The organism is Primorskyibacter flagellatus (genome assembly GCF_014638275.1).
Lineage (GTDB): Bacteria > Pseudomonadota > Alphaproteobacteria > Rhodobacterales > Rhodobacteraceae > Pseudooceanicola > Pseudooceanicola flagellatus_A.
The window spans coordinates 2,817,187-2,839,229 of sequence record NZ_BMFJ01000001.1; the positions used below are offsets into that span (position 1 = coordinate 2,817,187).

General features: G+C 66.1%; 25 protein-coding genes and 2 tRNA genes. 16 read left to right on the forward strand and 11 right to left on the reverse strand.

Annotated features, from left to right (window positions below):
- Positions 1-29: 29 nt before the first annotated feature.
- Positions 30-686: a sugar transferase gene (locus IEV87_RS13940; RefSeq protein ID WP_229737579.1), complete on the forward strand. Its 657-nt coding sequence runs from the start codon at positions 30-32 to the stop codon at positions 684-686.
- Positions 687-746: 60 nt separating this feature from the next.
- Here the strand turns inward: IEV87_RS13940 and IEV87_RS13945 are convergent, their stop codons facing one another.
- Positions 747-1,967, reverse strand: a complete 1,221-nt coding sequence (locus IEV87_RS13945; protein ID WP_188478250.1) for a urate hydroxylase PuuD — start codon at positions 1,965-1,967, stop codon at positions 747-749.
- A 134-nt stretch (positions 1,968-2,101) separates the two neighbouring features.
- Between IEV87_RS13945 and nhaA the strand changes: the two genes are divergently transcribed.
- Positions 2,102-3,343, forward strand: a complete 1,242-nt coding sequence (gene nhaA, locus IEV87_RS13950) for a Na+/H+ antiporter NhaA (protein ID WP_188478251.1) — start codon at positions 2,102-2,104, stop codon at positions 3,341-3,343.
- 31 nt (positions 3,344-3,374) lie between these two features.
- Here the strand turns inward: nhaA and IEV87_RS13955 are convergent, their stop codons facing one another.
- The 3 genes from IEV87_RS13955 to dgcN form a co-directional block, all read right to left on the reverse strand.
- Positions 3,375-4,235, reverse strand: a complete 861-nt coding sequence (locus IEV87_RS13955) for a D-amino-acid transaminase (protein ID WP_188478252.1) — start codon at positions 4,233-4,235, stop codon at positions 3,375-3,377.
- 13 nt (positions 4,236-4,248) lie between these two features.
- Positions 4,249-5,214, reverse strand: a complete 966-nt coding sequence (gene dgcA / locus IEV87_RS13960) for an N-acetyl-D-Glu racemase DgcA (protein WP_188478253.1) — start codon at positions 5,212-5,214, stop codon at positions 4,249-4,251.
- Between the two features lie 81 nt (positions 5,215-5,295).
- Positions 5,296-6,300 carry an N-acetyltransferase DgcN gene (gene dgcN, locus IEV87_RS13965; RefSeq protein WP_188478254.1) on the reverse strand — a complete coding sequence of 335 codons (1,005 nt, stop codon included), beginning with the start codon at positions 6,298-6,300 and terminating at the stop codon, positions 5,296-5,298.
- Between the two features lie 267 nt (positions 6,301-6,567).
- On the opposite strand from dgcN, the gene IEV87_RS13970 reads away from it, so the two are divergent.
- Together IEV87_RS13970 and IEV87_RS13975 are read left to right on the forward strand one after the other, a co-directional pair.
- Positions 6,568-7,530, forward strand: coding sequence for an L-malyl-CoA/beta-methylmalyl-CoA lyase (locus IEV87_RS13970; RefSeq protein ID WP_188478255.1), 963 nt, complete (start codon positions 6,568-6,570; stop codon positions 7,528-7,530).
- 117 nt (positions 7,531-7,647) lie between these two features.
- A complete protein-coding gene (locus IEV87_RS13975) occupies positions 7,648-8,154 on the forward strand; it encodes a hypothetical protein (RefSeq protein WP_188478256.1) in 507 nt (168 codons plus the stop codon).
- Here the strand turns inward: IEV87_RS13975 and IEV87_RS13980 are convergent, their stop codons facing one another.
- Positions 8,155-8,598, reverse strand: a complete 444-nt coding sequence (locus IEV87_RS13980; RefSeq protein WP_188478459.1) for an Lrp/AsnC family transcriptional regulator — start codon at positions 8,596-8,598, stop codon at positions 8,155-8,157.
- A 97-nt stretch (positions 8,599-8,695) separates the two neighbouring features.
- Here IEV87_RS13980 and IEV87_RS13985 point away from each other — a divergent pair, with 97 nt between their 5' ends.
- From IEV87_RS13985 to IEV87_RS14005, 5 genes are all read left to right on the forward strand, one after another.
- Positions 8,696-9,292, forward strand: coding sequence for a LysE family translocator (locus tag IEV87_RS13985; protein ID WP_188478257.1), 597 nt, complete (start codon positions 8,696-8,698; stop codon positions 9,290-9,292).
- Positions 9,293-9,295: 3 nt separating this feature from the next.
- Positions 9,296-9,898 (forward strand): hypothetical protein, encoded by a 603-nt coding sequence (locus tag IEV87_RS13990; RefSeq protein ID WP_188478258.1) that lies wholly within the window; start codon positions 9,296-9,298, stop codon positions 9,896-9,898.
- Positions 9,899-10,053: 155 nt separating this feature from the next.
- Entirely contained in the window at positions 10,054-11,040 is a 987-nt protein-coding gene (locus tag IEV87_RS13995) for an acetyl-CoA carboxylase carboxyltransferase subunit alpha (protein ID WP_188478259.1), read from the forward strand.
- A gap of 99 nt (positions 11,041-11,139) precedes the next feature.
- Positions 11,140-11,802, forward strand: coding sequence for a potassium channel family protein (locus IEV87_RS14000; RefSeq protein ID WP_188478260.1), 663 nt, complete (start codon positions 11,140-11,142; stop codon positions 11,800-11,802).
- Between the two features lies 1 nt (position 11,803).
- On the forward strand, positions 11,804-13,147 hold the full coding sequence (locus tag IEV87_RS14005) for a TrkH family potassium uptake protein (protein WP_229737581.1): 1,344 nt from the start codon (positions 11,804-11,806) through the stop codon (positions 13,145-13,147).
- On the opposite strand, the gene IEV87_RS14010 is transcribed toward IEV87_RS14005, so the two are convergent.
- From IEV87_RS14010 to IEV87_RS14020, 3 genes are read right to left on the reverse strand one after another with little or no spacing between them, the layout of a single operon-like run.
- Positions 13,129-13,755 (reverse strand): glutathione S-transferase family protein, encoded by a 627-nt coding sequence (locus IEV87_RS14010; RefSeq protein WP_229737582.1) that lies wholly within the window; start codon positions 13,753-13,755, stop codon positions 13,129-13,131. The genes IEV87_RS14005 and IEV87_RS14010 overlap by 19 nt on opposite strands.
- The gene (locus tag IEV87_RS14015; RefSeq protein ID WP_188478261.1) at positions 13,752-14,399 is read right to left on the reverse strand and encodes a GntR family transcriptional regulator; all 648 of its coding nucleotides are present in this window, start codon (positions 14,397-14,399) and stop codon (positions 13,752-13,754) included. The genes IEV87_RS14010 and IEV87_RS14015 overlap by 4 nt, the downstream gene beginning before the upstream one ends.
- A 44-nt stretch (positions 14,400-14,443) precedes the next feature.
- Positions 14,444-15,139, reverse strand: a complete 696-nt coding sequence (locus IEV87_RS14020) for a M48 family metallopeptidase (protein ID WP_188478262.1) — start codon at positions 15,137-15,139, stop codon at positions 14,444-14,446.
- A gap of 111 nt (positions 15,140-15,250) precedes the next feature.
- On the opposite strand from IEV87_RS14020, the gene IEV87_RS14025 reads away from it, so the two are divergent.
- Entirely contained in the window at positions 15,251-15,571 is a 321-nt protein-coding gene (locus tag IEV87_RS14025) for a TIGR02300 family protein (RefSeq protein WP_188478263.1), read from the forward strand.
- Positions 15,572-15,674: 103 nt separating this feature from the next.
- A tRNA-Ala gene (locus tag IEV87_RS14030) sits at positions 15,675-15,750 on the forward strand.
- A gap of 87 nt (positions 15,751-15,837) precedes the next feature.
- Here IEV87_RS14030 and IEV87_RS14035 read toward each other — a convergent pair.
- Positions 15,838-16,191, reverse strand: a complete 354-nt coding sequence (locus tag IEV87_RS14035; RefSeq protein WP_188478264.1) for a cupin domain-containing protein — start codon at positions 16,189-16,191, stop codon at positions 15,838-15,840.
- Positions 16,192-16,384: 193 nt separating this feature from the next.
- On the opposite strand from IEV87_RS14035, the gene IEV87_RS14040 reads away from it, so the two are divergent.
- Entirely contained in the window at positions 16,385-17,491 is a 1,107-nt protein-coding gene (locus IEV87_RS14040; protein ID WP_188478265.1) for a THUMP domain-containing class I SAM-dependent RNA methyltransferase, read from the forward strand.
- Between the two features lie 57 nt (positions 17,492-17,548).
- Here the strand turns inward: IEV87_RS14040 and IEV87_RS14045 are convergent, their stop codons facing one another.
- Positions 17,549-18,961 (reverse strand): FAD-binding oxidoreductase, encoded by a 1,413-nt coding sequence (locus IEV87_RS14045; RefSeq protein WP_188478266.1) that lies wholly within the window; start codon positions 18,959-18,961, stop codon positions 17,549-17,551.
- A 128-nt stretch (positions 18,962-19,089) separates the two neighbouring features.
- Here IEV87_RS14045 and IEV87_RS14050 point away from each other — a divergent pair.
- A tRNA-Met gene (locus IEV87_RS14050) sits at positions 19,090-19,166 on the forward strand.
- Positions 19,167-19,218: 52 nt separating this feature from the next.
- Here IEV87_RS14050 and IEV87_RS14055 read toward each other — a convergent pair.
- On the reverse strand, positions 19,219-20,100 hold the full coding sequence (locus IEV87_RS14055) for a LysR family transcriptional regulator (RefSeq protein WP_188478267.1): 882 nt from the start codon (positions 20,098-20,100) through the stop codon (positions 19,219-19,221).
- Between the two features lie 95 nt (positions 20,101-20,195).
- Between IEV87_RS14055 and IEV87_RS14060 the strand changes: the two genes are divergently transcribed.
- The 3 genes from IEV87_RS14060 to IEV87_RS14065 are packed head-to-tail and all read left to right on the forward strand — an operon-like array spanning position 20,196 to position 21,929.
- Positions 20,196-20,675, forward strand: coding sequence for an SDR family oxidoreductase (locus tag IEV87_RS14060; RefSeq protein ID WP_229737584.1), 480 nt, complete (start codon positions 20,196-20,198; stop codon positions 20,673-20,675).
- A 23-nt stretch (positions 20,676-20,698) separates the two neighbouring features.
- Positions 20,699-20,866, forward strand: coding sequence for a hypothetical protein (locus tag IEV87_RS22890; RefSeq protein ID WP_229737585.1), 168 nt, complete (start codon positions 20,699-20,701; stop codon positions 20,864-20,866).
- 52 nt (positions 20,867-20,918) lie between these two features.
- Positions 20,919-21,929 (forward strand): zinc-binding alcohol dehydrogenase family protein, encoded by a 1,011-nt coding sequence (locus IEV87_RS14065; protein ID WP_188478461.1) that lies wholly within the window; start codon positions 20,919-20,921, stop codon positions 21,927-21,929.
- Positions 21,930-22,043: the final 114 nt, after the last annotated feature.

The window sequence follows — 22,043 nt, forward strand, 5'->3', positions numbered from 1 at the left end:
CTTAAGGGTTGTGGCGTAGGCATGGCGGCATGACGATGAACCTGACACCTCCGGCGGTCGGCGCCACGAGCCTCGGGCCACCCGATGCGAAACGGACCGTGGACCTCGGTCTGCTGGCGCTGACGCTTCCGGTCTGGCTGCCGCTGCTGGTGCTGACCTTTGCGGTTGCGCTGCTGCAGGGCGCGCGGCCGCTGCATGCGCAGTGGCGGGTCGGGCGGAACGGGCGGATGTTCCTTTTGTGGAAGATTCGCACCATGGTGCCGGACGCGGAACTGCGGCTGACGGGGCTGCTGGCGTCGGATCCGGCACTGGCGCGGCAATGGGACCGGCACGCCAAGCTGGACCGCGATCCGCGCACCACCCGCCTGGGCCGGGTTCTGCGTCGTTACCGGCTGGACGAGCTGCCGCAGGTCTGGAACGTGCTGCGCGGAGACATGAGCCTCGTCGGCCCGCGCCCAGTCCCCCTGACGGAATTCCAGTGCCGCTATGCGGGAACGGATGCGGCGGATTATCTGGCGCTGCGGCCGGGACTGAGCGGGATGTGGCAGGTGTCGGGGACCCCGGGGTCCGACTATGCGGAACGGCTGGCGCTGGACCGGCACTATGCGGCGAGGCGAGGTCCGGGCACGGACCTGTGGATTCTCTGGCGCACGATCGGGGTCGTTCTGGCCGGGCGCGGGCAGTGACGGGGCGGTGCAGCACCGGCTTTCCTGGATAAACAGTTGCCGCCGCAGAGACGAAGCGGGTCAGCGGGTGGCAGTTTCGTACCAGGCGATGATGGCGTCACGCTCCGCCGGTTCGATGAAACTCAGGTTCGCAGGGGGCATCGCGTGGCCCAGACCGGCCTGAAGGTAGATCGCGCGCGCCTGACGGGCGATCTGCGACTCCGTCTCGAGCCGCACGCCCTTGGGCGGCCAGTGCAACCCCTCCCAGGCCGGTTCGGCGGCGTGACACATGGAACAGCGGCCAAGCACGATGTCATGCACGCGGTCGAACCCCTCTGCCTGCGCGAACCGCAGGGCGGCACCGGAGGCCTCCTCGGGTTCGTCGGCGCGGAACATCGGCGCGGTGGAGAGCCACATGACCAGGATGAACAGCAGGGCGGTGGCGAGCCAGGTCCAGGTCGGATTGCCCTTCCGGGCGTGGATCGTGTTGAAATAATGCCGGATCGTCACGCCCATAAGAAAGACGAGCGATGCGATGATCCAGTTGTATTCGCTCGCGAAGGCCAGCGGATAGTGGTTGGACAGCATCATGAAGATGACCGGCAGTGTCAGGTAGTTGTTGTGGGTCGACCGCTGCTTGGCGATCTTGCCGTATTTCGCATCCGGCACCCGCCCCGCGACAAGGTCCGCGACAACGATCCGCTGGTTCGGCATGATGATGAGGAAGACGTTCGCGCTCATCACCGTCGCGGTAAAAGCGCCGAGGTGCAGCAGCGCGGCGCGGCCCGAAAAGACATGGGTGTAGAAGTAGGCCATCCCGACAAGAATGACGTAGAGCGCCAGCATCAGGCGGGTGTTGTCCCCTCCGAACCGCGACTTGCACAGGAAATCGTAGACCACCCATCCAAAGGCGAGCGAGGCCAGCGAAATCAGGACCGCAACCGGGCCGGAGATGTCGGCGACGGCAGGGTCCACCAGGTAGAACTCAGCCCCGAGATAGTAGACGAGGCAGAGCAACGCGAAGCCCGACAGCCAGGTCGCGTAGCTTTCCCATTTGAACCAGACAAGATCGTCAGGCATCCGTTCGGGCGCGACGAGGTATTTCTGGATGTGGTAAAAGCCGCCGCCATGCACCTGCCATTCCTCGCCATCCGCTCCGGAGGCGAGGTTGCGGTCCCGGTGCAGCCCCAGGTCCAGCGCGATGAAATAGAAGGAGGATCCGATCCAGGCGATCGCCGTGATGACGTGGACCCACCTGACCGCGAACTCCAGCCAGGCGCCCATGGCGGCAAAATCGTACATCTCTGTTCTCCTGTCCCGGTTCCGCAACTATATCCGGGTGCCCGCGATGGTCCATCGCGCCCGGCAAACCCTTGCACGGGCGCGATCCGGCCCCATCTACATTGCTGAACAATTGCACAAAAACGGAGATAGGGATGGGCCTGCGACGGCAGCTGGATGAATTTTTCTCGGGGGACGCTGCCGGAGGGGTCTTTCTGATCCTGTCCGCCGCTGCGGCGATGATGATCGCCAACTCCTCGCTCTCGAACGCATACAACGGCGTGCTCGAGATGAACCTGTCGATCCTGCTGAACGACGAAGGCCTGTCCAAGCCGTTGATATTGTGGATCAACGACGGTCTCATGGCGGTGTTTTTCCTGCTGGTCGGGCTTGAGTTGAAGCGCGAGCTGCTGGAAGGCAAGCTGAAGAACCCGCGCGACGTGATCCTGCCGGGCCTCGCCGCGGTCGGCGGCATGGCGGTTCCGGCGGTGATCTATACGGCGCTGAACTGGGGCAACCCCGCTACGATCACGGGCTGGGCCATTCCCGCGGCCACCGACATCGCCTTCGCGCTCGGGATTCTCGCTCTCGTCGGAAGCCGGGTTCCTTCGTCTCTCAAGATTTTCCTGCTGACGCTCGCGATCCTCGACGACATGGGTGCGATCATCATCATCGCGCTATTCTATACGGCGGACCTGAAAGTCGACTATCTGATGCTGGCCGCCATCCCGCTCGCCGTGATGGTGTTCCTGAACCACCGGGGCGTGCACCGGATCGCGCCCATCCTCCTGCTTGGCGCGGTGATGTGGGTCTTCGTGCTGAAGTCCGGCGTGCACGCAACGCTCGCCGGCGTGGTCACCGCCTTTTTCATCCCGCTCAAGGACCGCTATGGCAAGAGCCCCCTGCACGCACTGGAGGACGGGCTTTCGCCGTATGTCTTCTACATGATCGTGCCGGTGTTCGCCTTTGCAAACGCGGGCGTCGTGCTGCACGGCCTCGGAACGGAGGAGCTGTTTGCCAGCCTCACCATCGGCATCGCGGCGGGGCTGTTCTTCGGCAAGATCGGCGGCGTGCTCGGTGTCACCTGGCTGATGGTCAGGATGGGCTGGGCGCGGCTGCCGAATGGCGCGACCTGGATGCACATGCTCGGCGTCTCGGCGCTGGCGGGTATCGGGTTTACCATGTCGCTGTTCATCGGCACGCTGAGCTTCCCGGATGCGACCCAGATGAACGAGGTCCGGCTCGGGGTTCTGGGCGGGTCGGCCATTGCGGCGGTGTTCGGTTACCTTGTGCTGCGCATGGCCCCCTCGGCAGAGGTCGGGGTCCGGAAGGCAGCCAGCACGGACACGCCGATCACGCCGGGCTCCACGACAACGGCAGGCCAGACCGGCGCCTGAGGGCGCCGGCGCTGCGGAAGGCGGTCCGGGATCAGATCGCCTTCTTGCGGCTTTCGTCGATATAGATCTCGCGCAGGCGCAGGGCGATGCGCCCCGGTTTGCCCTCGCCGACGGTCTCTCCGTCGATCTTCACCACCGGCTGTACGAAAGTCGTGGCAGACGTGATGAAGGCCTCGTCGGCCTCCTGCGCCTCCGCGATGGTGAAGCCGCGCTCCTCGACCTCCATCTGCGCCTCCTTCGCCAGCCGCAGGACGGCGGCGCGGGTGATGCCGTGCAGGATGTCGTTGGAGAGCTGGCGGGTGATGATCTTGCCGCCCTTCACGATGTAGGCGTTGTTCGAGGTGCCTTCGGTCACCACACCGTCCTCCACCATCCAGGCGTCATCCGCGCCCGCCTTCTTGGCCATCATCTTGCCCATTGAGGGATAGAGCAGCTGGACCGTCTTGATGTCGCGCCGCGCCCATCTCAGGTCGTCGATGGAGATCACGCTGATCCCGGTCGTGGCAGCGGGCGCATTGGCAAGGTTCTTCGACTGGGTGAACAGAACCAGCGAAGACGGCACCTCCGCCGGATCGGGGAAGGCGAAGTCGCGGTCCACGGGCGCGCCGCGGGTGATCTGCAGATAGATGCCGCCTTCGGTCAGATCGTTCAGGCGCACCAGTTCGCGGTGAATTTCCAGCAGTTCGTCGATCGTGACGGGGGAGGCCATGTCGAGCTCTGTCAGCGACCGCTCCAGGCGCTTTGCGTGGCCGTCGAAGTCCACCAGCTTGCCGTCCAGCACGGAGGTCACTTCGTAAACCCCGTCCGCCATCAGGAAACCGCGGTCGAAGACCGAGATCTTCGCTTCGGCTTCAGGGACATAGTCGCCGTTCACATAGACGGTGCGGGTCATCTCTTTCTCCTCGTCAGCCCCAGAGCGCCGGCTCGGGCGGGTGGACGCCGCGGTCGTCGAACCGCAGCGGCGTGTCGCGGTCTTGGGCCAGCAGCAGCGGGCCGTCAAGGTCCGTCACCATCGCGCCCTGCGCCACCAGAACGGCGGGGGCCATGGCGAGCGATGAACCCACCATGCAGCCGACCATAATGCGATAACCCTCGGCCAGTGCGGCCTCGCGCAGGGCCAATGCCTCCGTCAGGCCGCCGGTCTTGTCGAGCTTGATGTTCACCACGTCGTACTTGCCCTTCAGCGCGGGAAGGGAGGCGCGGTCATGGCAGCTTTCGTCGGCACAGACCGGCACGGGGCGGGTCATTCCGATCAGCGCCTCATCCTCTCCGGCGGGCAGGGGCTGTTCGACCAGTGCCACGCCGAGCCGGACGAGATGCGGGGCGAGGTCGGAGTAGACCTCCGCCGACCAGCCTTCGTTTGCATCCACGATGATCTTCGCATCCGGGGCGCCGCGCCGCACGGCCTCCAGCCGGGGCATGTCGTCGGGCGTTCCCAGCTTGATCTTCAGCATCGGGCGATGTGCATGTTTGCGCGCGGCCGCCTCCATCTGCGCGGGTTCGGCGAGGGACAGGGTGAAGGCTGTGATCTCGGGTCCCGGCGCGGTCAGCCCGGCGAGGTCCCAGGCGCGCAGGCCCTGTGTCTTGCACTCCAGATCCCAGAGCGCGCAGTCCACCGCGTTGCGGGCGGCCCCGGCAGGCAGCAAATCCTGCAGCGCCGCTCGGTCCAGCGGAAGGCGCAGACCCTCGATCTCCCGCGTCACCGACTCCAGCGTTTCACCGTATCGCGCGTAGGGGACGCATTCGCCGCGCCCGGTCACGCCGCTCTCGGTCACCGAAACCGTCAGCACCTTGGCCTCCGTCCGGCTGCCGCGGCTGATCGTAAAGACCTCTGCCAGCGGGAATGTGTCCGCCGTCACCCTGATGTCCAAGCGTCCACCCCTTCATCTTGCGAGAAATACTCCCGCCGGAGGCATCCCGAAGGGGCCACCGGCGGCTTGATCGGGATCAGCCTAGCCGAGCGCCACCAGAGCATCCACCAGCTTGCCCGCGCCAAAGCGGTAGGGGTCGGTGGCGGGCAGGCCCATGCGGGATTCGAGCTCGGCCAGGTAGGCCTTTGCCTCGTCCTCGCCCATGTGCTGGGTGTTGACCGATATTCCGACGACCTCGCAGGCCGGGTTCGCCACGCGGGCCAGCGGCAGTGCCGTGTCGCGCAGTTGTTCCAGCGTCGGCAGCTTGTAACCGGGCAGACCGCGCATGTGGTCGCGGGTCGGTTCGTGGCAGAGGATCAGCGCATCCGGCTGACCGCCGTGCACCAGCGCAAGGGTCACGCCGGAGTAGGAGACGTGGAACAGCGACCCCTGTCCTTCGATCATGTCCCAGTGGTCGGGATCGTTGTCGGGGGTCAGCCATTCGATCGACCCGGCCATGAAGTCGGCGATCACGGCGTCCAGCGGAACGCCGTTGCCGGTGATCAGGATGCCGGTCTGCCCGGTCGCGCGGAAAGAGGACTTGAGGCCGCGTTCCTTCATCTCACGGTCCACGCAGAGCGCGGTGTACATCTTGCCGATGGAGCAGTCGGTGCCGACAGCCAGCATCCGCTTGCCGGTCCGCTTCTCTCCGTTTGCGATCGGGTATTTGACGGATGGCACGCGCACGTCATGCAGGGTGCGGCCCGTCGCCTCGGCCACGGCTTTCAGGTCGGGCTCGTCGCGCAGCAGGTTGTGCAGACCGGAGGCGAGGTCGAAGCCTTCCTCGAGCGCCTCGACCAGCACCTTTTTCCAGGCGGCCGAAATCACGCCGCCGCGGTTGGCGACACCGATCACCAGCGTCTTGGCACCGGCGGCCTTGGCTTCCGCCAGCGTCATGTCCGGCAGTTTCATATCGGCCTTGCAGCCTTCCATCCGGAACTGGCCGACGGCGTTGTCGGGGCGCCAGTCACGGATGCCCTGGGCCACCTTCGCGGCCAGCATGTCGGGGGCATCGCCTAGAAACAGCAGGTAGGGGGTCTCGATCATGGGGGGCAGCTCCTTCACTTTCGGCGATCCTGCGCGATTCCCGGCGGGATTGCTTTGCAATTCCACGCCGAAACCGGCGCATCGAGGGATATTCTTCGGTGAATGCGTCGCAGGACAGGACAGTCTTGCGTCACGATCCTTTCCGACCGCCGATCCTGCAATTGTGGCAGGCCCTTGCTGCAGCGCAATATCCGGTTGCGGAAATCTCTGTAATTTAATAACCCTGAGCCGAGATAATACGCAATTTCCTTGCTTTAGGAGCCCCATATGTCCTTCCGCATCCAGCCGACGCCCCCTGCCCGCCCGAACCGCTGCCAGCTGTTCGGCCCGGGGTCCAACACCAAGCTGCCGCCCAAGATGGCGGCCTCGGCGGCGGATGTGATCAACTTGGATCTCGAGGACGCGGTTGCACCCGACGACAAGCCGCAGGCGCGCAAGCTGATCATCGAGGCGATCGGCGACATCGACTGGGGTAACAAGACGCTGTCGGTGCGGATCAACGGGCTGGACACGCCTTACTGGTATCGCGACGTTGTCGATCTGGTCGAGCAGGCCGGCGAACGGCTGGACATGATCATGATCCCCAAGGTCGGCTGCGCGGCGGACATCTATGCTGTGGATGCGCTGATTTCGTCCATCGAGGCGGCGAAGGGGCGCAAGAAGCGCCTCGCGCTTGAGGTCATCATCGAATCCGCCGCCGGCATTGCGCATGTGGAGGAGATCGCGGCGGCCTCTCCGCGCCTTCAGGCCATGAGCCTTGGCGCGGCGGATTTCGCGGCCTCCATGGGGATGCAGACGACCGGGATCGGCGGCACGCAGGAGGATTACTACATGCTGCGGGAGGGACAGAAATACTGGTCCGATCCCTGGCACTGGGCGCAGACCGCCATTGTCGCGGCCTGCCGGACGCACGGGCTGCTGCCGGTGGACGGGCCGTTTGGCGATTTCTCGGACCCCGAGGGATTCAAGGCGCAGGCGCTGCGGTCTGCCACCCTTGGCATGGTCGGGAAATGGGCGATCCATCCCAACCAGATCGCGCTCGCGAACGAGGTCTTCACCCCGCCCGAGGCCAAGGTCACCGAAGCGAAGGAGATCCTTGCCGCGATGGAAGAGGCGCAGAAATCCGGCGCCGGTGCCGTGGTCTACAAGGGCCGCCTGGTCGACATCGCGTCGATCAAGCAGGCCGAGGTGATCGTGAAACAGGCGGAGATGATCGCGAAATCTGCCTGAACGCGGCCGCAGGGTCACGCGGATATGACCCCGCGGCGGGCCGGACACCACGTCCGGCCCCTTGGCATGGCCGGGGGACGGGCTAAAACAGGGGGGCTGCATTCCAAGAGGACCCCGATGCGCCTGACCCTTGCCCTGATCGCCTGCACCGCCGCCCTGCCCTTCGCGGCCCCCGCCCATGCGGAGGTGGTGGAGAACGACGTCATCAAGGTGTTCGAGGGCCAATGGGTTCAGTCCAAAGACCCGACCCAGAACGGGTTGCTGATGTACCTGACCCAGGAACGGTCCTCCGTCGGCGAGTATTTCTCGATCCGCTGCGAGGACGCGGTGCCGTCGGTCCGCATTGCCTATCCCAAGCGGCGGTCCGGCAAGGACATCGGTCTGACGGTGGATGGCAGCCAGCAGCGGGTGGCCGCCCGGTTCACCGGAAAGACCAAGGACGTCAGCTTTTCCAAGGGCAACCTCTTCGGCTACGCGCTTGAGTTCCCGGACGCAGCCAGCCGCGACGCCTTTCTCGCGTCGCTGCGCGGCGGCACCATGCTGGTGGTCGAAGGCCAGACCCTGCCGGTCGACCTGAAAGGGGCGGGGCAGGCGGTTGCAGAACAGGCGGCCTACTGCGGCTGATCAGGCCCGTTCGTCCTTGGGCGAGGCCATGACGACGTAGGACGTGATGGAACTCACCTGCGGGACGGTCCCCAGAACCTCCGTATGGAAGGCCTTGTAGGCGGTGAGGTCCGCCGCCTCGATCCGCAGGATGTATTCCCACGCGCCGGTGATGTTGTGGCATTCCCGCACTTCCGGAGATCGGGAGATCGCGCGTTCAAACGCCTCCTGCGCGGCCTTGGTGTGAGTGTTCAGGCCGACCGTGACGTAGGCCGTGAAACCGATCCCGGTCTTGATCGGGTCGAGAACGGCGCGATACCCCTTGATGACGCCGCTGCGTTCCAGCTCCTGCACCCGCCGCAGGCAGGCGGAGGGCGAGAGGCCGACGCGGGCTGCCAGATCGAGGTTGGAGATGCGGCCATCCCTCGTCAGTTCGCGCAATATCTTTCGGTTCATGTCGTCCATGAGTGCATTATGTTGCACGCAGACACTCTGATCCAGAACTTTATGCAACCCGCTGCACCCCTGTCCGGCCTAGTCTGCCGGCAAAAGGATGGTGGTGATGAGTTTCGATCTGATGCTGGCCCTCGGGGCCTTCTGCCTGGTGTCCACGATCACGCCGGGGCCCAACAACATGATGGTGATGGCCTCGGGTGCCAATTTCGGTTACCTGCGCACACTTCCGCATATGGTCGGCATTGCCTTCGGCATGCTGGTGATGACGCTGCTGGTCGGTGCGGGACTGATCCGGGTGTTCGACCTCTTCCCGCCCGCGCATACGATCCTGACCGTGGCCAGCGTCGCCTACCTGCTTTATCTCGCGTGGAAGATCGCCCATTCCGCAGCGCCCAAGGGGCGAAAAAGTACGTCCGGCAAGCCGCTGAACGTCCTGCAGGCGGCACTGTTCCAGTGGGTCAATCCGAAGGCCTGGAGCATGGCGCTGACTGCCATCACCGTCTACGCGGCGGACCGGAGCTTCTGGGCGATCGCGGTGGTCGGGCTGACCTTCTTCGCGGTCTGCATCCCCTCCGTCTCGGTCTGGACGGTGCTGGGACAGCAGATGCGGCGGTTCCTGACGAATCCGAAGCGGCTCAGGGCGTTCAACTGGACCATGGCAGCGCTATTGGTGGCGTCGCTCTATCCGGTGCTCTACCACTAGCGCATGGCGCTGACCCTGCTGCACACGGCCGCCGTTCACGTGGCCACCTTTGACGCCCTGCGCGACCGGATCGCGCCGGGTTCGGAGCTTCGGCACGTGGTCCGGCCAGACTGGCTGGACAGGGCACGGGCCGACGGAGCCGAGGCGGTGCGGGACGATCTTCGGGCGGTCCTTGCGGACGGCGGCCGGGTCCTGTGCACCTGCACCACGCTCGGCCCGCTGGCGGCAGAGCTGGGCGCGCTCCGCGTCGATGCGCCGATGATGCGGGCTGCGGCGCGCTCTGCCGGGCCGGTGGTCATGGCCTATGCGCTGGAGAGTACCGTGGCGCCAAGCCGCGATCTGTTCGTCGCGGAAGGCGGCGATGTCGCGCGCCTGAAGATGCTGGACCTGACCCGGTTCTGGCCGTTGTTCGTGGCGGGCGAGACGGGGGCCTTTCACGCTGCGGTAGCGGGGGCGGTGCGGGATCACGCGCCGCCTGCGGGCAGCGTCGTCGTGCTGGCCCAAGTGTCGATGGCCGGGGCGGCGGACCACCTGCGCGACCTCGCCGTCCCGGTCCTGTCGTCGCCCGAGACGGCGCTAAAGGTCGCACTGGGGGCCGCGTTCTAATACGGGGATCAGGCCTGCGGCAGGTTGGCGTAGGTGTTGGTCATCGCGGTTTCCCCGGCCACCCCGGTCATGTCACCTCACGGCCCGGCAAATCTTGCGGAGTTGCAATGCCGCGCCCCCGTAGGCATATAGCCACCACGTTTGGAGGACACCCCATGGCGGACACAGCGTCGAGCGCACCGGCAAGCTACCTGGACTTCGAAAAAGCCCTGTCCGAGATCGAGGGCAAGGCGCGCGAACTGCGCACCATGGCCCGGCAGAGCGAGGGCATGGACGTGGAATCCGAGGCCGCGGCTCTGGACGCCAAGGCCAAGACGATGCTGCGGGATCTGTACAAGTCGCTGACGCCATGGCGGAAGTGCCAGGTCGCGCGGCATCCGGACCGGCCGCATTGCAAGGACTACATCGACGCGCTGTTTTCCGAGTACACCCCGCTGGCCGGGGACCGGAACTTTGCCGACGACCATGCGGTCATGGGCGGGCTGGCGCGGTTCGTGGACCGCCCCGTAATGGTGATCGGCCACGAGAAGGGCAATGACACCAAGTCGCGGATCGAACGCAACTTTGGGATGGCCCGGCCCGAAGGTTACCGCAAGGCGATCCGGCTGATGGAGATGGCGGACAAGTTCAACCTGCCCGTCATCACGCTGGTCGACACCCCCGGCGCCTATCCCGGCAAGGGCGCGGAAGAACGCGGCCAGTCCGAAGCAATCGCCCGCTCGACCGAAAAGTGCCTGCAGCTTGGCGTGCCGCTGGTCTCGGTTGTGATCGGCGAAGGCGGATCGGGCGGGGCCGTGGCCTTTGCCACCGCGAACCGCGTGGCGATGCTGGAGCATTCGGTCTATTCGGTGATCTCTCCGGAAGGCTGCGCGTCGATCCTGTGGAAGGACGCGGAAAAGATGCGCGAGGCGGCAGAGGCGCTGCGCCTGACCGCGCAGGACCTCAAAGAGCTGAACGTGATCGACCGCATCGTGGCGGAACCGCTTGGCGGGGCGCACCGCGACCCCAAGACCGCGATCGACGGGGTGCGGGCGGCCGTGGGGCAGATGCTCAAGGACATGAACGGCCTGTCGCGCGAAAAGCTGATCCGCGACCGCCGCAGCAAGTTCCTTGACATGGGCTCGCGCGGGCTGGCGGCCTGATCCGGCGCAAACCGGCGCAGCGACCCGTCCCATTTTAAGCGGCCTTGACGTTTTGCTGCGCTGCATCATCTTGCACGGCGGACGAACGAAAGTACGGACATGAAACAGAATCGTCGCAGCTTTGCGGTGATCGGACTGGGCAATTTCGGCGGCACTGTCGCGATGGAACTGGCCCGCTACGACAAGTATGTCATCGGCATCGACCAGTCCGAAAAGGTCGTGTCGAACTTTGCCGAACACCTGTCACAGGCGCTGATCCTCGACAGCCGCGATGAAAACGCCCTGCGCGAGGCCGGGGTCGGGGAATGCGATGCGGCGCTGATCTCCATGGGCGAGGATCTGGAAAGCTCTGTCCTGACCGCGATGAACCTCAAGATGATCGGGGTGGAAACGGTCTGGGCCAAGGCGATCAGCCGCGCGCATCACCGGATCCTGTCGAAGCTGGGCGTCGACCGCGTCTTTCACCCGGAGGAGGAGATCGGCCGCCATGCCGCAGCCGTTCTGAACAACCCCTTCGTGCGGGACTATGTCAGCCTCGGAAACGGCAGCCACGTGTTCTATTTCCAGGCGCCCGAGGAAATGGACGGCCGCGCCAAGTCCGACATCCGGATGTTCGAGTCCCACGAGGTCCGCTGCCTTGGCGTCATGCGCGGGACGGAATTCCTGTGCGACGCAGCCGGGGACTGCGTTCTTGCCAAGGGTGACCGGCTGATCCTGCTTGCCACGCGGGCCAACTTCGGCGCCTTTGCCGACACGATCTGACATGGCCCTCACCCGCCTGCTCCGCGCCCTGCCCCGGCTTGCCCGCATGCCGGCGCCCGAGATGCTGGCGCTGTCCTATGGCGGTTTCATCCTGCTTGGCACGCTGCTGCTGAAGCTGCCGGTGTCGGTGACCCGGCCGATCACGTGGATGGATGCCTTTTTCACCTCGACCTCTGCCGTGACGGTGACGGGGCTTGCCGTGCTGGATACGGGGTCTGACTTCACCCTGTTCGGGCAGGCGGTGATCCTCTGCCTGATCCAGTTCGGCGGGCTGGGGCTGATGACCTTCGCCGTGCTGCTGCTGACCGCGCTTGGCGTGTCGGTCGGGCTGCCGCAACAGGTGGTACTGCGGGAAGAGCTGGGGCAATCGTCGCTGAAGGGCCTGCGCCGTCTGGCAATGCTGGTCTTCCGCATCGCCATCGTCTGCGAACTGGCCGGGGTGGCGCTGCTGGCGATCCCCTTCATCCGGGATCTCGGGGTCGCGCAGGGGCTGTGGTCGGCGGTGTTCCATTCGGTTTCGGCCTTCAACAACGCGGGATTCGGGCTCTGGCCGGACAGCCTGGTGCGTTATGTCGGGGACCCGCTGGTGATCCTGCCGATTTCGGCCCTGTTCATCGTCGGCGGCATCGGCTTCATCGTGATCGGGGACATCTGGCGCGAACGTCGCTGGCGCACCCTTTCACTGCATTCCAAGCTCATGCTGGTCGGCACGCTTGGCCTGATCCTCTGGGGCTGGCTGACCATCGCGGCGCTGGAATGGACCAACCCCGCAACGCTTGGCCCGCTGAGTGTCGAGGGCAAGGTGCTTGGCGCCTTCTTCCAGGGGGTCAGCCCGCGCACGGCCGGGTTCAATTCCGTCGACATCGCGGGGCTGCACGATGCGTCTGTCCTCGTCGTGATCCTGTTGATGCTGGTCGGGGGCGGGTCGACCTCCACCGCCGGGGGGATCAAGGTGACCTCCTTCTTCGTTCTGCTGCTGACCGTGACCGCGTTCTTCAAGCGCCGCACGACGCTCCACATCTACGGCCGCTCGATAGGGTTCGAGTCGGTGTTCCGCGTGATGGCACTGACCGCGACCTCTCTGCTGATCGTGCTGACGGGGATCTTCATCGTCTCGATCTCCCATGACGGAGAGATCTTCGACCTGATCTTCGAGGTCGCATCGGCCTTCGGCACGGTTGGTCTGACGCGCGGATCGACGGCGGAACTGGACACGACCGGTCGGCTGGTCATCATCCTCATCATGTTCATCGGGCGGGTCGGGCCGCTGACGCTCGGCTTCCTGCTGGCGACGCGGGTGGTGCCGAGGGTGCGCTACCCGGAGGGTCAGGTGTTCCTGGGCTGACGGGTCGGCACGTCGGGAATGGTCCGGACGAAGCTGTCCCTTTCGCGCATCCCGGCAAACCAATTTGCGAGCGCGGGGTGATCTGCCAATGCCTTTGCTGCCGGGGGATACATCGTGAAATACGCAATCATCGGCGCGAGGTGCAGGTCGGCGCGGGTGAGCGTTCCGTTCAGAACCGCGCCCTCTTGCGCGATGCCTTCCAGCGCCGTGAGGACGGGAAGGCTCTTCTCCATTCCCCGCGCAATCAGGGCCGTATCGGGTGCGCCTTCGGCAAAGACGGCGGGGGCAAAGACCTCCCTCACCATCGGCCAGTAGGCATAGCTGTCCACGATGCCAATCACCTGTTCCGCACGGGCGCGCGGCAATGCGGCCTCCGGCGTCCAGCTGTCGCCGGGGAAACCGTCGAGAAAGGCGGTGATGGCGCGGACCTCGTAGATCCGCAGTTCGCCGTCTTCGATAAGCGGGACGCGGCCAAAGGGATGGGGGTTGGCGCTTGCGGGATCGAAGGGGTTCACCTCGGTCCAGTCGTAGCCCAGCCCCCGTTCGGCCAGCGCCATCCGCACGATCCATGTGTAGACGCTGTAGCGGTAGCCGTAGACCCGGATCACGCCGCCAGCATCCGCAGCCCCTGAGTCACGTCAGACCGCACCGCCAGCCGCAGCCCCGGTTCGTCCCCCGCCTTCAGCGCGGCGATGATCAGCCGGTGGAAATGCGGCGATTCCTTCCGGTGCAGCCGCCCGTAGAGCTTGCGCATCGTCGGGCCGAGTTGCAGCCACACGGTTTCCGCCATGGCCAGCATCGCCGGAGCCTGGGCGCGCAGGTAGAGCGTGCGATGGAATTCCAGATTGGTGCGGATGTAGCCGACGGCATCGTGCCGCTCCACCACCTCGGAAATCGTGGCGTTGATGGTCTGGAGCCGGTCGATCAGCGCGATATGGGCGCGCGGCAGGGCGCGGGAGGCGAGTTCGACCTCGAGCAGGGCGCGCAGGGCGGCCAGCTCCTCGATCCGGTCATTGGTGATCTCGGGCGTGGAGACCCGGCCGGAGGAGGACATGGTCAGCGCCCCCTCGGCCACCAGCCGGCGGATCGCTTCGCGCGCGGGGGTCATGGAGACGCCGAACTGCTTGCCGATGCCGCGCAGGGTCATCGATTCGCCGGGCGGGATCTCTCCGTGCATGATGCGGGTTCTGAGACCGCGGTAGACGCGTTCGTGGGCGGCGGGCGACGGGTCGGGGCGGGTCTGGAGCAGCATGAGAGATTTGTGATCACAGCCGCGTTCGCCGTCAACGGTTTTCGTCAGTCCGCGTCAAAGCGATAGCGATGTAGGGCGGGGCCGTCGGTGCGCAGCCAGCGTCTCTGTGCGGCGTAGGGGCCGTGGATCTTCTCCACCACGGACCAGAACCGGTCGGAATGGTTCATCTCGGCCAGATGCGCGACCTCGTGGGCGGCGACGTAGTCGAGCACCGCATCGGGGGCAAGGATCAGCCGCCAGGAGTAGGACAGCGCGCCCTGCGCCGAACAGGATCCCCATCTCGACCGCGTGTCGCGCAGGGTCAGGCGGGTGTAGCGGCGGCCAAGCCGGGCAGCGTAGCGGTCCGATGCCTCGGCCAGCCGGTCCCGCGCCAGCGCCTTGAGATAGCCGGACACCCGCGCCGCCGTCCGCGCCGGATCGCCGGGGACGACCAGCGCGTCCCCCTCGATCCGAACCGCCCGACCTGCGCCCGGTAGGACCGTCAGCGGCTGACCGCGCACCGGCAGTACCGCCCCCGCCGCGATGACCTCTGCCCCGCCGTGGCGGACCGCGTTGCGGCGCAGCCAGTCGGCCTTTTCCGCGGCAAAGGCCAGCCCGGCCTTTTCCGACACGCCCGACGGCAGCGTCAGCGTCACCCGCCCGTCCAGCGCCGAAACCCGCAGCGAAATGCGCCGCGCCCGGCCCGACCGTTTCAGGTTGATTTCCACCGGGGGGTTGCCCGGCAGCACATGCTGTCCCATATCTGCCCCGATCCGTTCCGAGCCCCGTGCCGGAAAGCCTTTGACACCCTCTGCCGCTTATGGCAGGGGACGCGGATTGTCGGCAAGAGTGACATCTGAAAAGGAACAACCATGCCCAAGGAAGAATGGGGTACGAAGCGCCTTTGCCCCACCACAGGCAAGCGGTTCTACGACCTGAACAAGACTCCGATCGTCAGCCCCTATACCGGCGAGATCGTCGAGTTCGACGAGTCCAAGAACCGCATGATCGCGGCGGATGCGGAAGATGCGTCCAACAAGAAAAAAGCCATGGACGAGTCCGATGACGAAGTCGTTCTGGACGATGACGATGTGGATGTCGAACTGGATGACGATCTGCTGGACGAAGAGGACGATGACGACAACGTCTCGCTCGACGATCTGGCCGACGTGGCCGGCGACGACGAAGACTGACCGGGGGCCGGCACCGGGACGACAGGGGGTCGGATTTTTCGCTTGATCCCCTCCGGGCCTTCCCCTATTCAGCGCCGCACGGGTCTTCGGGCGCGTGCATTTCGGGGCCTTAGCTCAGCTGGGAGAGCGCTTGCATGGCATGCAAGAGGTCAGGGGTTCGATCCCCCTAGGCTCCACCAACTTTCCGCCGGAAAGTCTTCCCCTTCAGCATCTGATCAGACCGCCACGCGCATCGCGTCGCCTGCGGGGCCGCGCCGTTTTCCGGACTAACCGCCGTAGATGACGTAGATCTTCCGCGTCTGCTCCAGGATCTCCCAGGTGCCGGTCCATCCGCGCTCAAGCAGGAGCGAGTCGCCGGTGCCGAGATCCTCGGTGCTGCCGTCCGTGCGGGTCATGCGGATGCGCCCGGCGAGGAAGTAGCAGAACTCCGTCGACTTGCTGCGGTCGGCCGTGAAGCGGCCGGGGGTGCATTCCCAGATCCCGATCGACACCTTGCCGTCGGGCGACGTCCACAGCGGGGTCGAGGCTTCCTGCTGACCATCGGCCAGGGCGGTCGGCTTGTCGGCAAATTCGCCAAGATCCAGCCCGGCCAGCGCCAGCGTCACTGAGATGTCGATCATGTCATATCCTTCCCTTTCGGTTGGTCCGGTCCAGATTTGGCGCAGAAGCTCCGCGCCCGCCAGTGCGGAAGACGATTGGTCCTGCGGGTTCGCCTGCAATGGACCCGGGGCGGCTGTCCGGGGGGTGCTGCCGGGCGGGTCGCTTCGGCGGATTGGGGTCGCCTCGTCCCGGCTTTGGCGCTATGGCAGGCGGATGACCGACCCACTCGACCTGTTTTTCGCCTGCGCCCCCGGGCTTGAGGACACGCTTCGCGAGGAGGCCGTCGCACTAGGCTTTGAAGGGCCCCGTGCGGTGCCGGGCGGTGTGGAAGCGACGGGTGGCTGGCCCGAGGTCTGGCGGGCCAATCTGGAACTGCGCGGCGCGACGCGGGTGCTGGCGCGGATCGGCGGGTTCCGGGCGATGCATCTGGCGCAGCTGGACAAGCGGTCGCGGAAATTCGACTGGGCGGCAGTGCTGCGCCCGGACGTGCCGGTCAGCGTGGAGGCGACCTGCCTGAAGTCGAAGATCTATCACGACCGGGCGGCGGCGCAGCGGGTCGAGCGCGCGCTGTCGGAAACGCTCGGCATCAGCATCGCGAAATCCGCGCCGGTGCGGCTGATGGTGCGGATCGAGGACGACCTCGTCACCTTTTCCGTCGATACCTCGGGCGAGTCGCTGCACAAGCGCGGGCACAAGGCCGCCGTCGGCAAGGCCCCGATGCGCGAAACGCTGGCCTCCCTGTTCCTGCGCCGCTGCGGTTACGACGGGACAGTGCCGGTGGTGGATCCGATGTGCGGCTCCGGCACCTTCGTGATCGAGGCGGCGGAGATCGCAGCCGGCCTGCAGCCCGGCCGGTCGCGCGGCTTTGCCTTTGAACATCTCGCCACCCATGACCCGGACGCCGTGGCGACGCTGCGGCGGGAGGGTACGGCAGGCAGCACCCCGCTGTTCTTCGGATCGGACCGGGACGCCGGTGCCATCACGAACAGCACGGCCAATGCGGAACGCGCAGGTGTCGCGGGCATGACATACTTCCGGCAGGCCTCTGTCAGCGACCTGACGCCGCCCGACACCGCGCCTGGGCTGGTCATCGTGAACCCGCCCTACGGTGGTCGGATCGGCAACAGAAAGCTGCTGTTCGCGCTCTACGGTACACTTGGAGAGGTGCTGAAGTCCCGCTTTTCCGGCTGGCGGGTCGGGATCATCACCGATGACGGCGGGCTTGCCAAGGCGACCGGTCTGCCCTTTCTGCCGGGCGATCCCCCGGTCGATCACGGCGGGCTGAAGGTCAAGCTGCACCGGACCGCGCCGCTGCCCTGAGCGCCACTCTTTGGTTTTGTAAATATCCCCGCCGGAGGCCCGCGCCGCAGGCGCGCCCTAGAGGTTCGACGGCGGCAGCAGCTTACCGGGGTTCATGATCCCGTTCGGATCCAGCGCGCGCTTGATCGCCCGCATCGCCGAGAGGGCCGCCGGATCCTTGCGCCGTGCCATGGAGCCGAGCTTGATCGTGCCGATCCCGTGTTCCGCGCTGAACGACCCGCCGAGGTCGATGACGATGTCCTCGATCGCCTCGACGATGGCGTCCTTTCCGGCCTCGGTCGTGGTCACCGGCCAGACCGTGTAGTGCACGTTGCCGTCACCGAGGTGGGCCACGACGGAGGTGGTGGCTCCCGGGTCGACGCGTTGCAGGGTCGCGTCGGCGCGCGTCAGGAAGGTTTCGACGAGGTCGAGCGGGACCGCGACGTCGTTGGTCACGCGCACCGGTTGCAGCCCGGCGATTTCGGAGGCGGCCTCGCGTCGGGCCCACATTTCCCTGCGCTGCGCCTCTGTGCGGGCGACCACGGCGTCGTCGATCAGGCCGTTCTCGAGATAGCGCCCCAGCAGGTCCTCGAGATAGCTGACGACCGGGATCGCTCCATCGTCTCCGGGAATGCAGTCGCGGGGGGCAAGCGCGCCGATCTCGATCAGGATGTTGACGGGGTGGCGATCCTCGAACGGCAGGCGGTGCGAGGGGCTGAGCTGGAGGTAATTGCCGACGTAGCTGTCCGGCATGTACTCGAAAGCCTCGACCAGCCCGCCGGTCGCCTTCTGCACCTCGTTCAGCAAGGGCAGCGCGTCGGACATGGATTTCATCCCGACCATGGCGGTGGCGTAGGCGCCGGGCTTCGGCATCAGCTTGAGCGTTGCGGCAGTGATGACGCCAAGCGTCCCTTCGGAGCCGATCAGCAGGTGGCGCAGGTCGTAGCCGGAGTTGTTCTTGTGCAGCCCGCTCATCAGGTCGACGATTTCCCCGGTCGGCAGCACGGCCTCGATCCCGAGCACAAGATCGCGGGTATTGCCGTAGCGCAGGACGTTCGACCCGCCCGCGTTGGTGCCGAGGAACCCGCCGACCCGCGCCGATCCACGCGCACCGAAGGTCAGCGGGAAGACTAGGTCGTGGGCCTCTGCCGCGTCATGGATGTCGGACAGGATCGCACCGGCCTCCACCTCCGCCACGCGGGCCTCGGGGCGGATCGCGCGGATGGCGTTCATGCGGTCGAAGGAGAGGATCAGCGCGCCTTCTCCCACCCCGCCGCCGGTCAGCCCGGTGCGTCCGCCGACTGGCAGCACCGGAAGGCGCAGCTCGTTGGCGAGCCGGACAAGGTCCGAGACCTCCTGCGTCGAGGCAGGCCGCGCAACGGCCAGCGGCACCGCCCGCCGCATCCCGGAGATGTCCACTGAATAGGGCGCGAGGTCCGGCCCGGTCAGCACGTTCTTCGCGCCGACGATATCCGCAATTCTGTCGATCATCCCTCACCCTCCAGGCCAGGGCGGATGATGCGGCGGGAGCGGGCGGGAGGCAAGGGCACGACAGCGCCGCACACCGGGGGTTTTCCCGCTTGACCTGCCGGATGCCTTGCCCTAAACGGCCCCGGTCTGGCGGAGTAGCTCAGTTGGTTAGAGCAGCGGAATCATAATCCGCGTGTCGGGGGTTCAAGTCCCTCCTCCGCTACCATCACACCCCATCTCCAAAAATGTCCGCTCCGCTGATCCGGCCGTCTGGCCTGTCAGGCGAATTCCGTCGCCAGCGAGTCGATCAGAAGGCGGATGCGGCGGATGTGCCCTCGGCCCGCCGGATAGACGACCTGCAACCCGATCGGCGGCGTTTCGTAGTCCGTCAGCAGGCGGACCAGGCGCCCGTCCGCCAGTTCCTCGGCAATATCCCATTCGGATTTGCGGGCGATGCCGTGTCCGGCGACGCACCAGGCGCGGACGGCTTCCCCGTCGTTGGCGGTCCTGTTGCCGCGAACGGCAATCCTGCGCTGGCGCGAGTCGATGACGAAGGGCCAGAAGCGGTCGGTGTTGGGCCCGAAACGCATCATCAGGCAATTGTGTCGGGCGAGGTCGTCGGGATGCTCCGGCATCCCGTGGCGATCGAGGTAGGCGGGTGCGGCACAGACGTGGCGGGCGCAGTCCGCCAGCCGCCGGACCATCAGGGAACTGTCCTGCAGGTCGCCATACCGAACCGCCAGGTCGTATCCCTGCGCCATCAGATCCACGTAGCCGTCGCTGAGGTGAAGATCGATTTCGACCTCGGGGTGATCCTGCTGAAAGTCGTCCAGCACGCGGGCGATCCGGTTTCTGCCCAAGTCGGAAGGTGCCGACAGGCGGATCGGACCGGCGATCCGTTCGGTGCCGAGCCGGATGCGGGCGTCCAGTTCCTCTGCCTCGGCCAGCAGGTGCTGTGCGCCGTCCGCCAGCGCGCGCCCCTCTTCCGTCAGGCTGAAGGAGCGGGTGGTGCGGAGCAGCAATCGCGCACCGTAGTGTGCCTCAAGCGCGGCCAGCCGTTCAGAGACAGTGGCAGGCGACAGACCCAGGTCCCGCGCGGCCGCCGCCATGGACCCGCGGTCGAGAATGGTCAGGAATAGCCGCAGTTGATCGAGAAGCATTGTTCGCCCACGCCGAAGGATATCTTCGGATCAGGCCCCATTATCGGCAGGATTGGCAAGAGCTACCTTCCTCGAAACAAGCGGAGACTTTTGCCATGGCATTCACGGATCAGACCCTTTCGGTGGTCATCGGCGGCACCTCGGGCATCGGGCTTGCGGTGGCGCAGCGGCTCGCCGCCCGGCCGGGGCGGGTTGTCACCGCCAGCCGCGCGACCGGGCTGGACGTTGCGGATGCGCGGGCCGTCGCAGCCTGGATGGCTGGCCTCGGGCCGATGGATCACGTGGTCTTCACGGCCGGATCGCAGGCACCCGGCGGACCGCTCGCGGCGCTCGACCTTTCGCAGGCCCGCGCGGCATTCGACGTCAAATTCTGGGGCGCCGTCGCGGTGGCGCAGGCTGCGGCCGGGCTGATCCGTCCGGGCGGCACGCTGACGCTGACCTCGGGATTCCTGTCGCGGCGGGCGACGCCGGGAACCCTCGTCAAGACGGCGATGAACGCGGCCTTGGAAGCTACGGCCAGGGTGCTGGCCCGGGAATTCGCCCCGATCCGCGTCAATGTCGTCAGCCCGGCCTGACCGATACGGAGGCCTATGCCGGCATGGCCCCCGACGCCCGGCGGTCCATGATCGAGAGCGCGGCGGCGCGTTTGCCCGCCGGGCGGGTCGCGCAGGCCGCCGACATCGCCTCCGGATACCTTTTTGCCATCGACACTCCCTCCGTCACCGGCACCGTCATCGACATCGACGGCGGCGCGCTGATTTCCTGAACCTCCCTGAAAGGACCCTGCAATGCCCGATACAACCATCGACACCACCACCATGAAGGCCGTCGGCCTGACCCGATACCTGCCGGTCGACGATCCTGAGGCCTTCCTCGACCTCGACCTGCCGCGTCCCGTACCGCAGGGGCACGATATCCTCGTCGAGGTGCGCGCCGTGGCCGTGAACCCCGTCGATACAAAGGTCCGGCGGCAGGACGGCGCAGTGCCCAATCCGCCGCGCATCCTTGGCTTCGACGCCTCGGGCATCGTGGCGGAGGTCGGGCCTGAGGTGACGCTTTTCGCACCCGGGGACGAGGTCTACTACGCCGGTGACATCACCCGACCCGGGTCGAACCAGCAGTTTCATCCGGTCGACGAACGCATCGTGGGCCGCAAGCCTGCCACGCTGACCCATGCAGAGGCCGCCGCCCTGCCGCTGACCACGATCACCGCCTACGAGGCGATGTTCGACCGGCTTGGCATTGATCGGGACGGCGGCAACGGCGGCGAAAGCATCCTGATGTTCGGCGGGGCGGGCGGAGTCGGCTCCATCGCGATCCAGCTGGCCAAACGCGCGGGGCTGACGGTGATCGCGACGGCATCGCGCCCGGAAACCATCGCCTGGGCGAAGGAACTGGGCGCCGATCACACCGTCAGCCACCGCGGCGACGTGGTGGCACAGGTCCGCGCGCTCGGCTTCCATCACCTCGACCATGTCGCCATCTTCAACGACATGCGCCATTGGGATGCTGCGGTGGAGCTGATCCGGCCGCAGGGCGGAATCGTCACGATCGACGACACGCATCTGCCAATGCCCATGGGCGCGATGAAGACCAAGGCCGCGAGCCTGCACTGGGAGTTCATGTTCGCCCGGCCCATGCATCAGACCCCGGACATGATCGAACAACACCGGCTGCTGTCCTTCGTCGCGGACGAGATCGACGCGGGACATCTTCGCACCACCGTCAGCGAGGTGCTGAATCCGATCAACGCGGCCAACATGCGCAAAGCGCACGCGATGATCGAAGCGGGTACCGCCAAGGGAAAGATCGTCCTGGAGGGCTTTTGAGACCTCCGTTACCGGCCCCGTACTACGGGGCCGGATAACCCGGATTGGTCAGAAGGTTTCGAACCACTTAATCGTTCTGCCAATGAGAATGATTGCCCCTCTTATATTCATTAT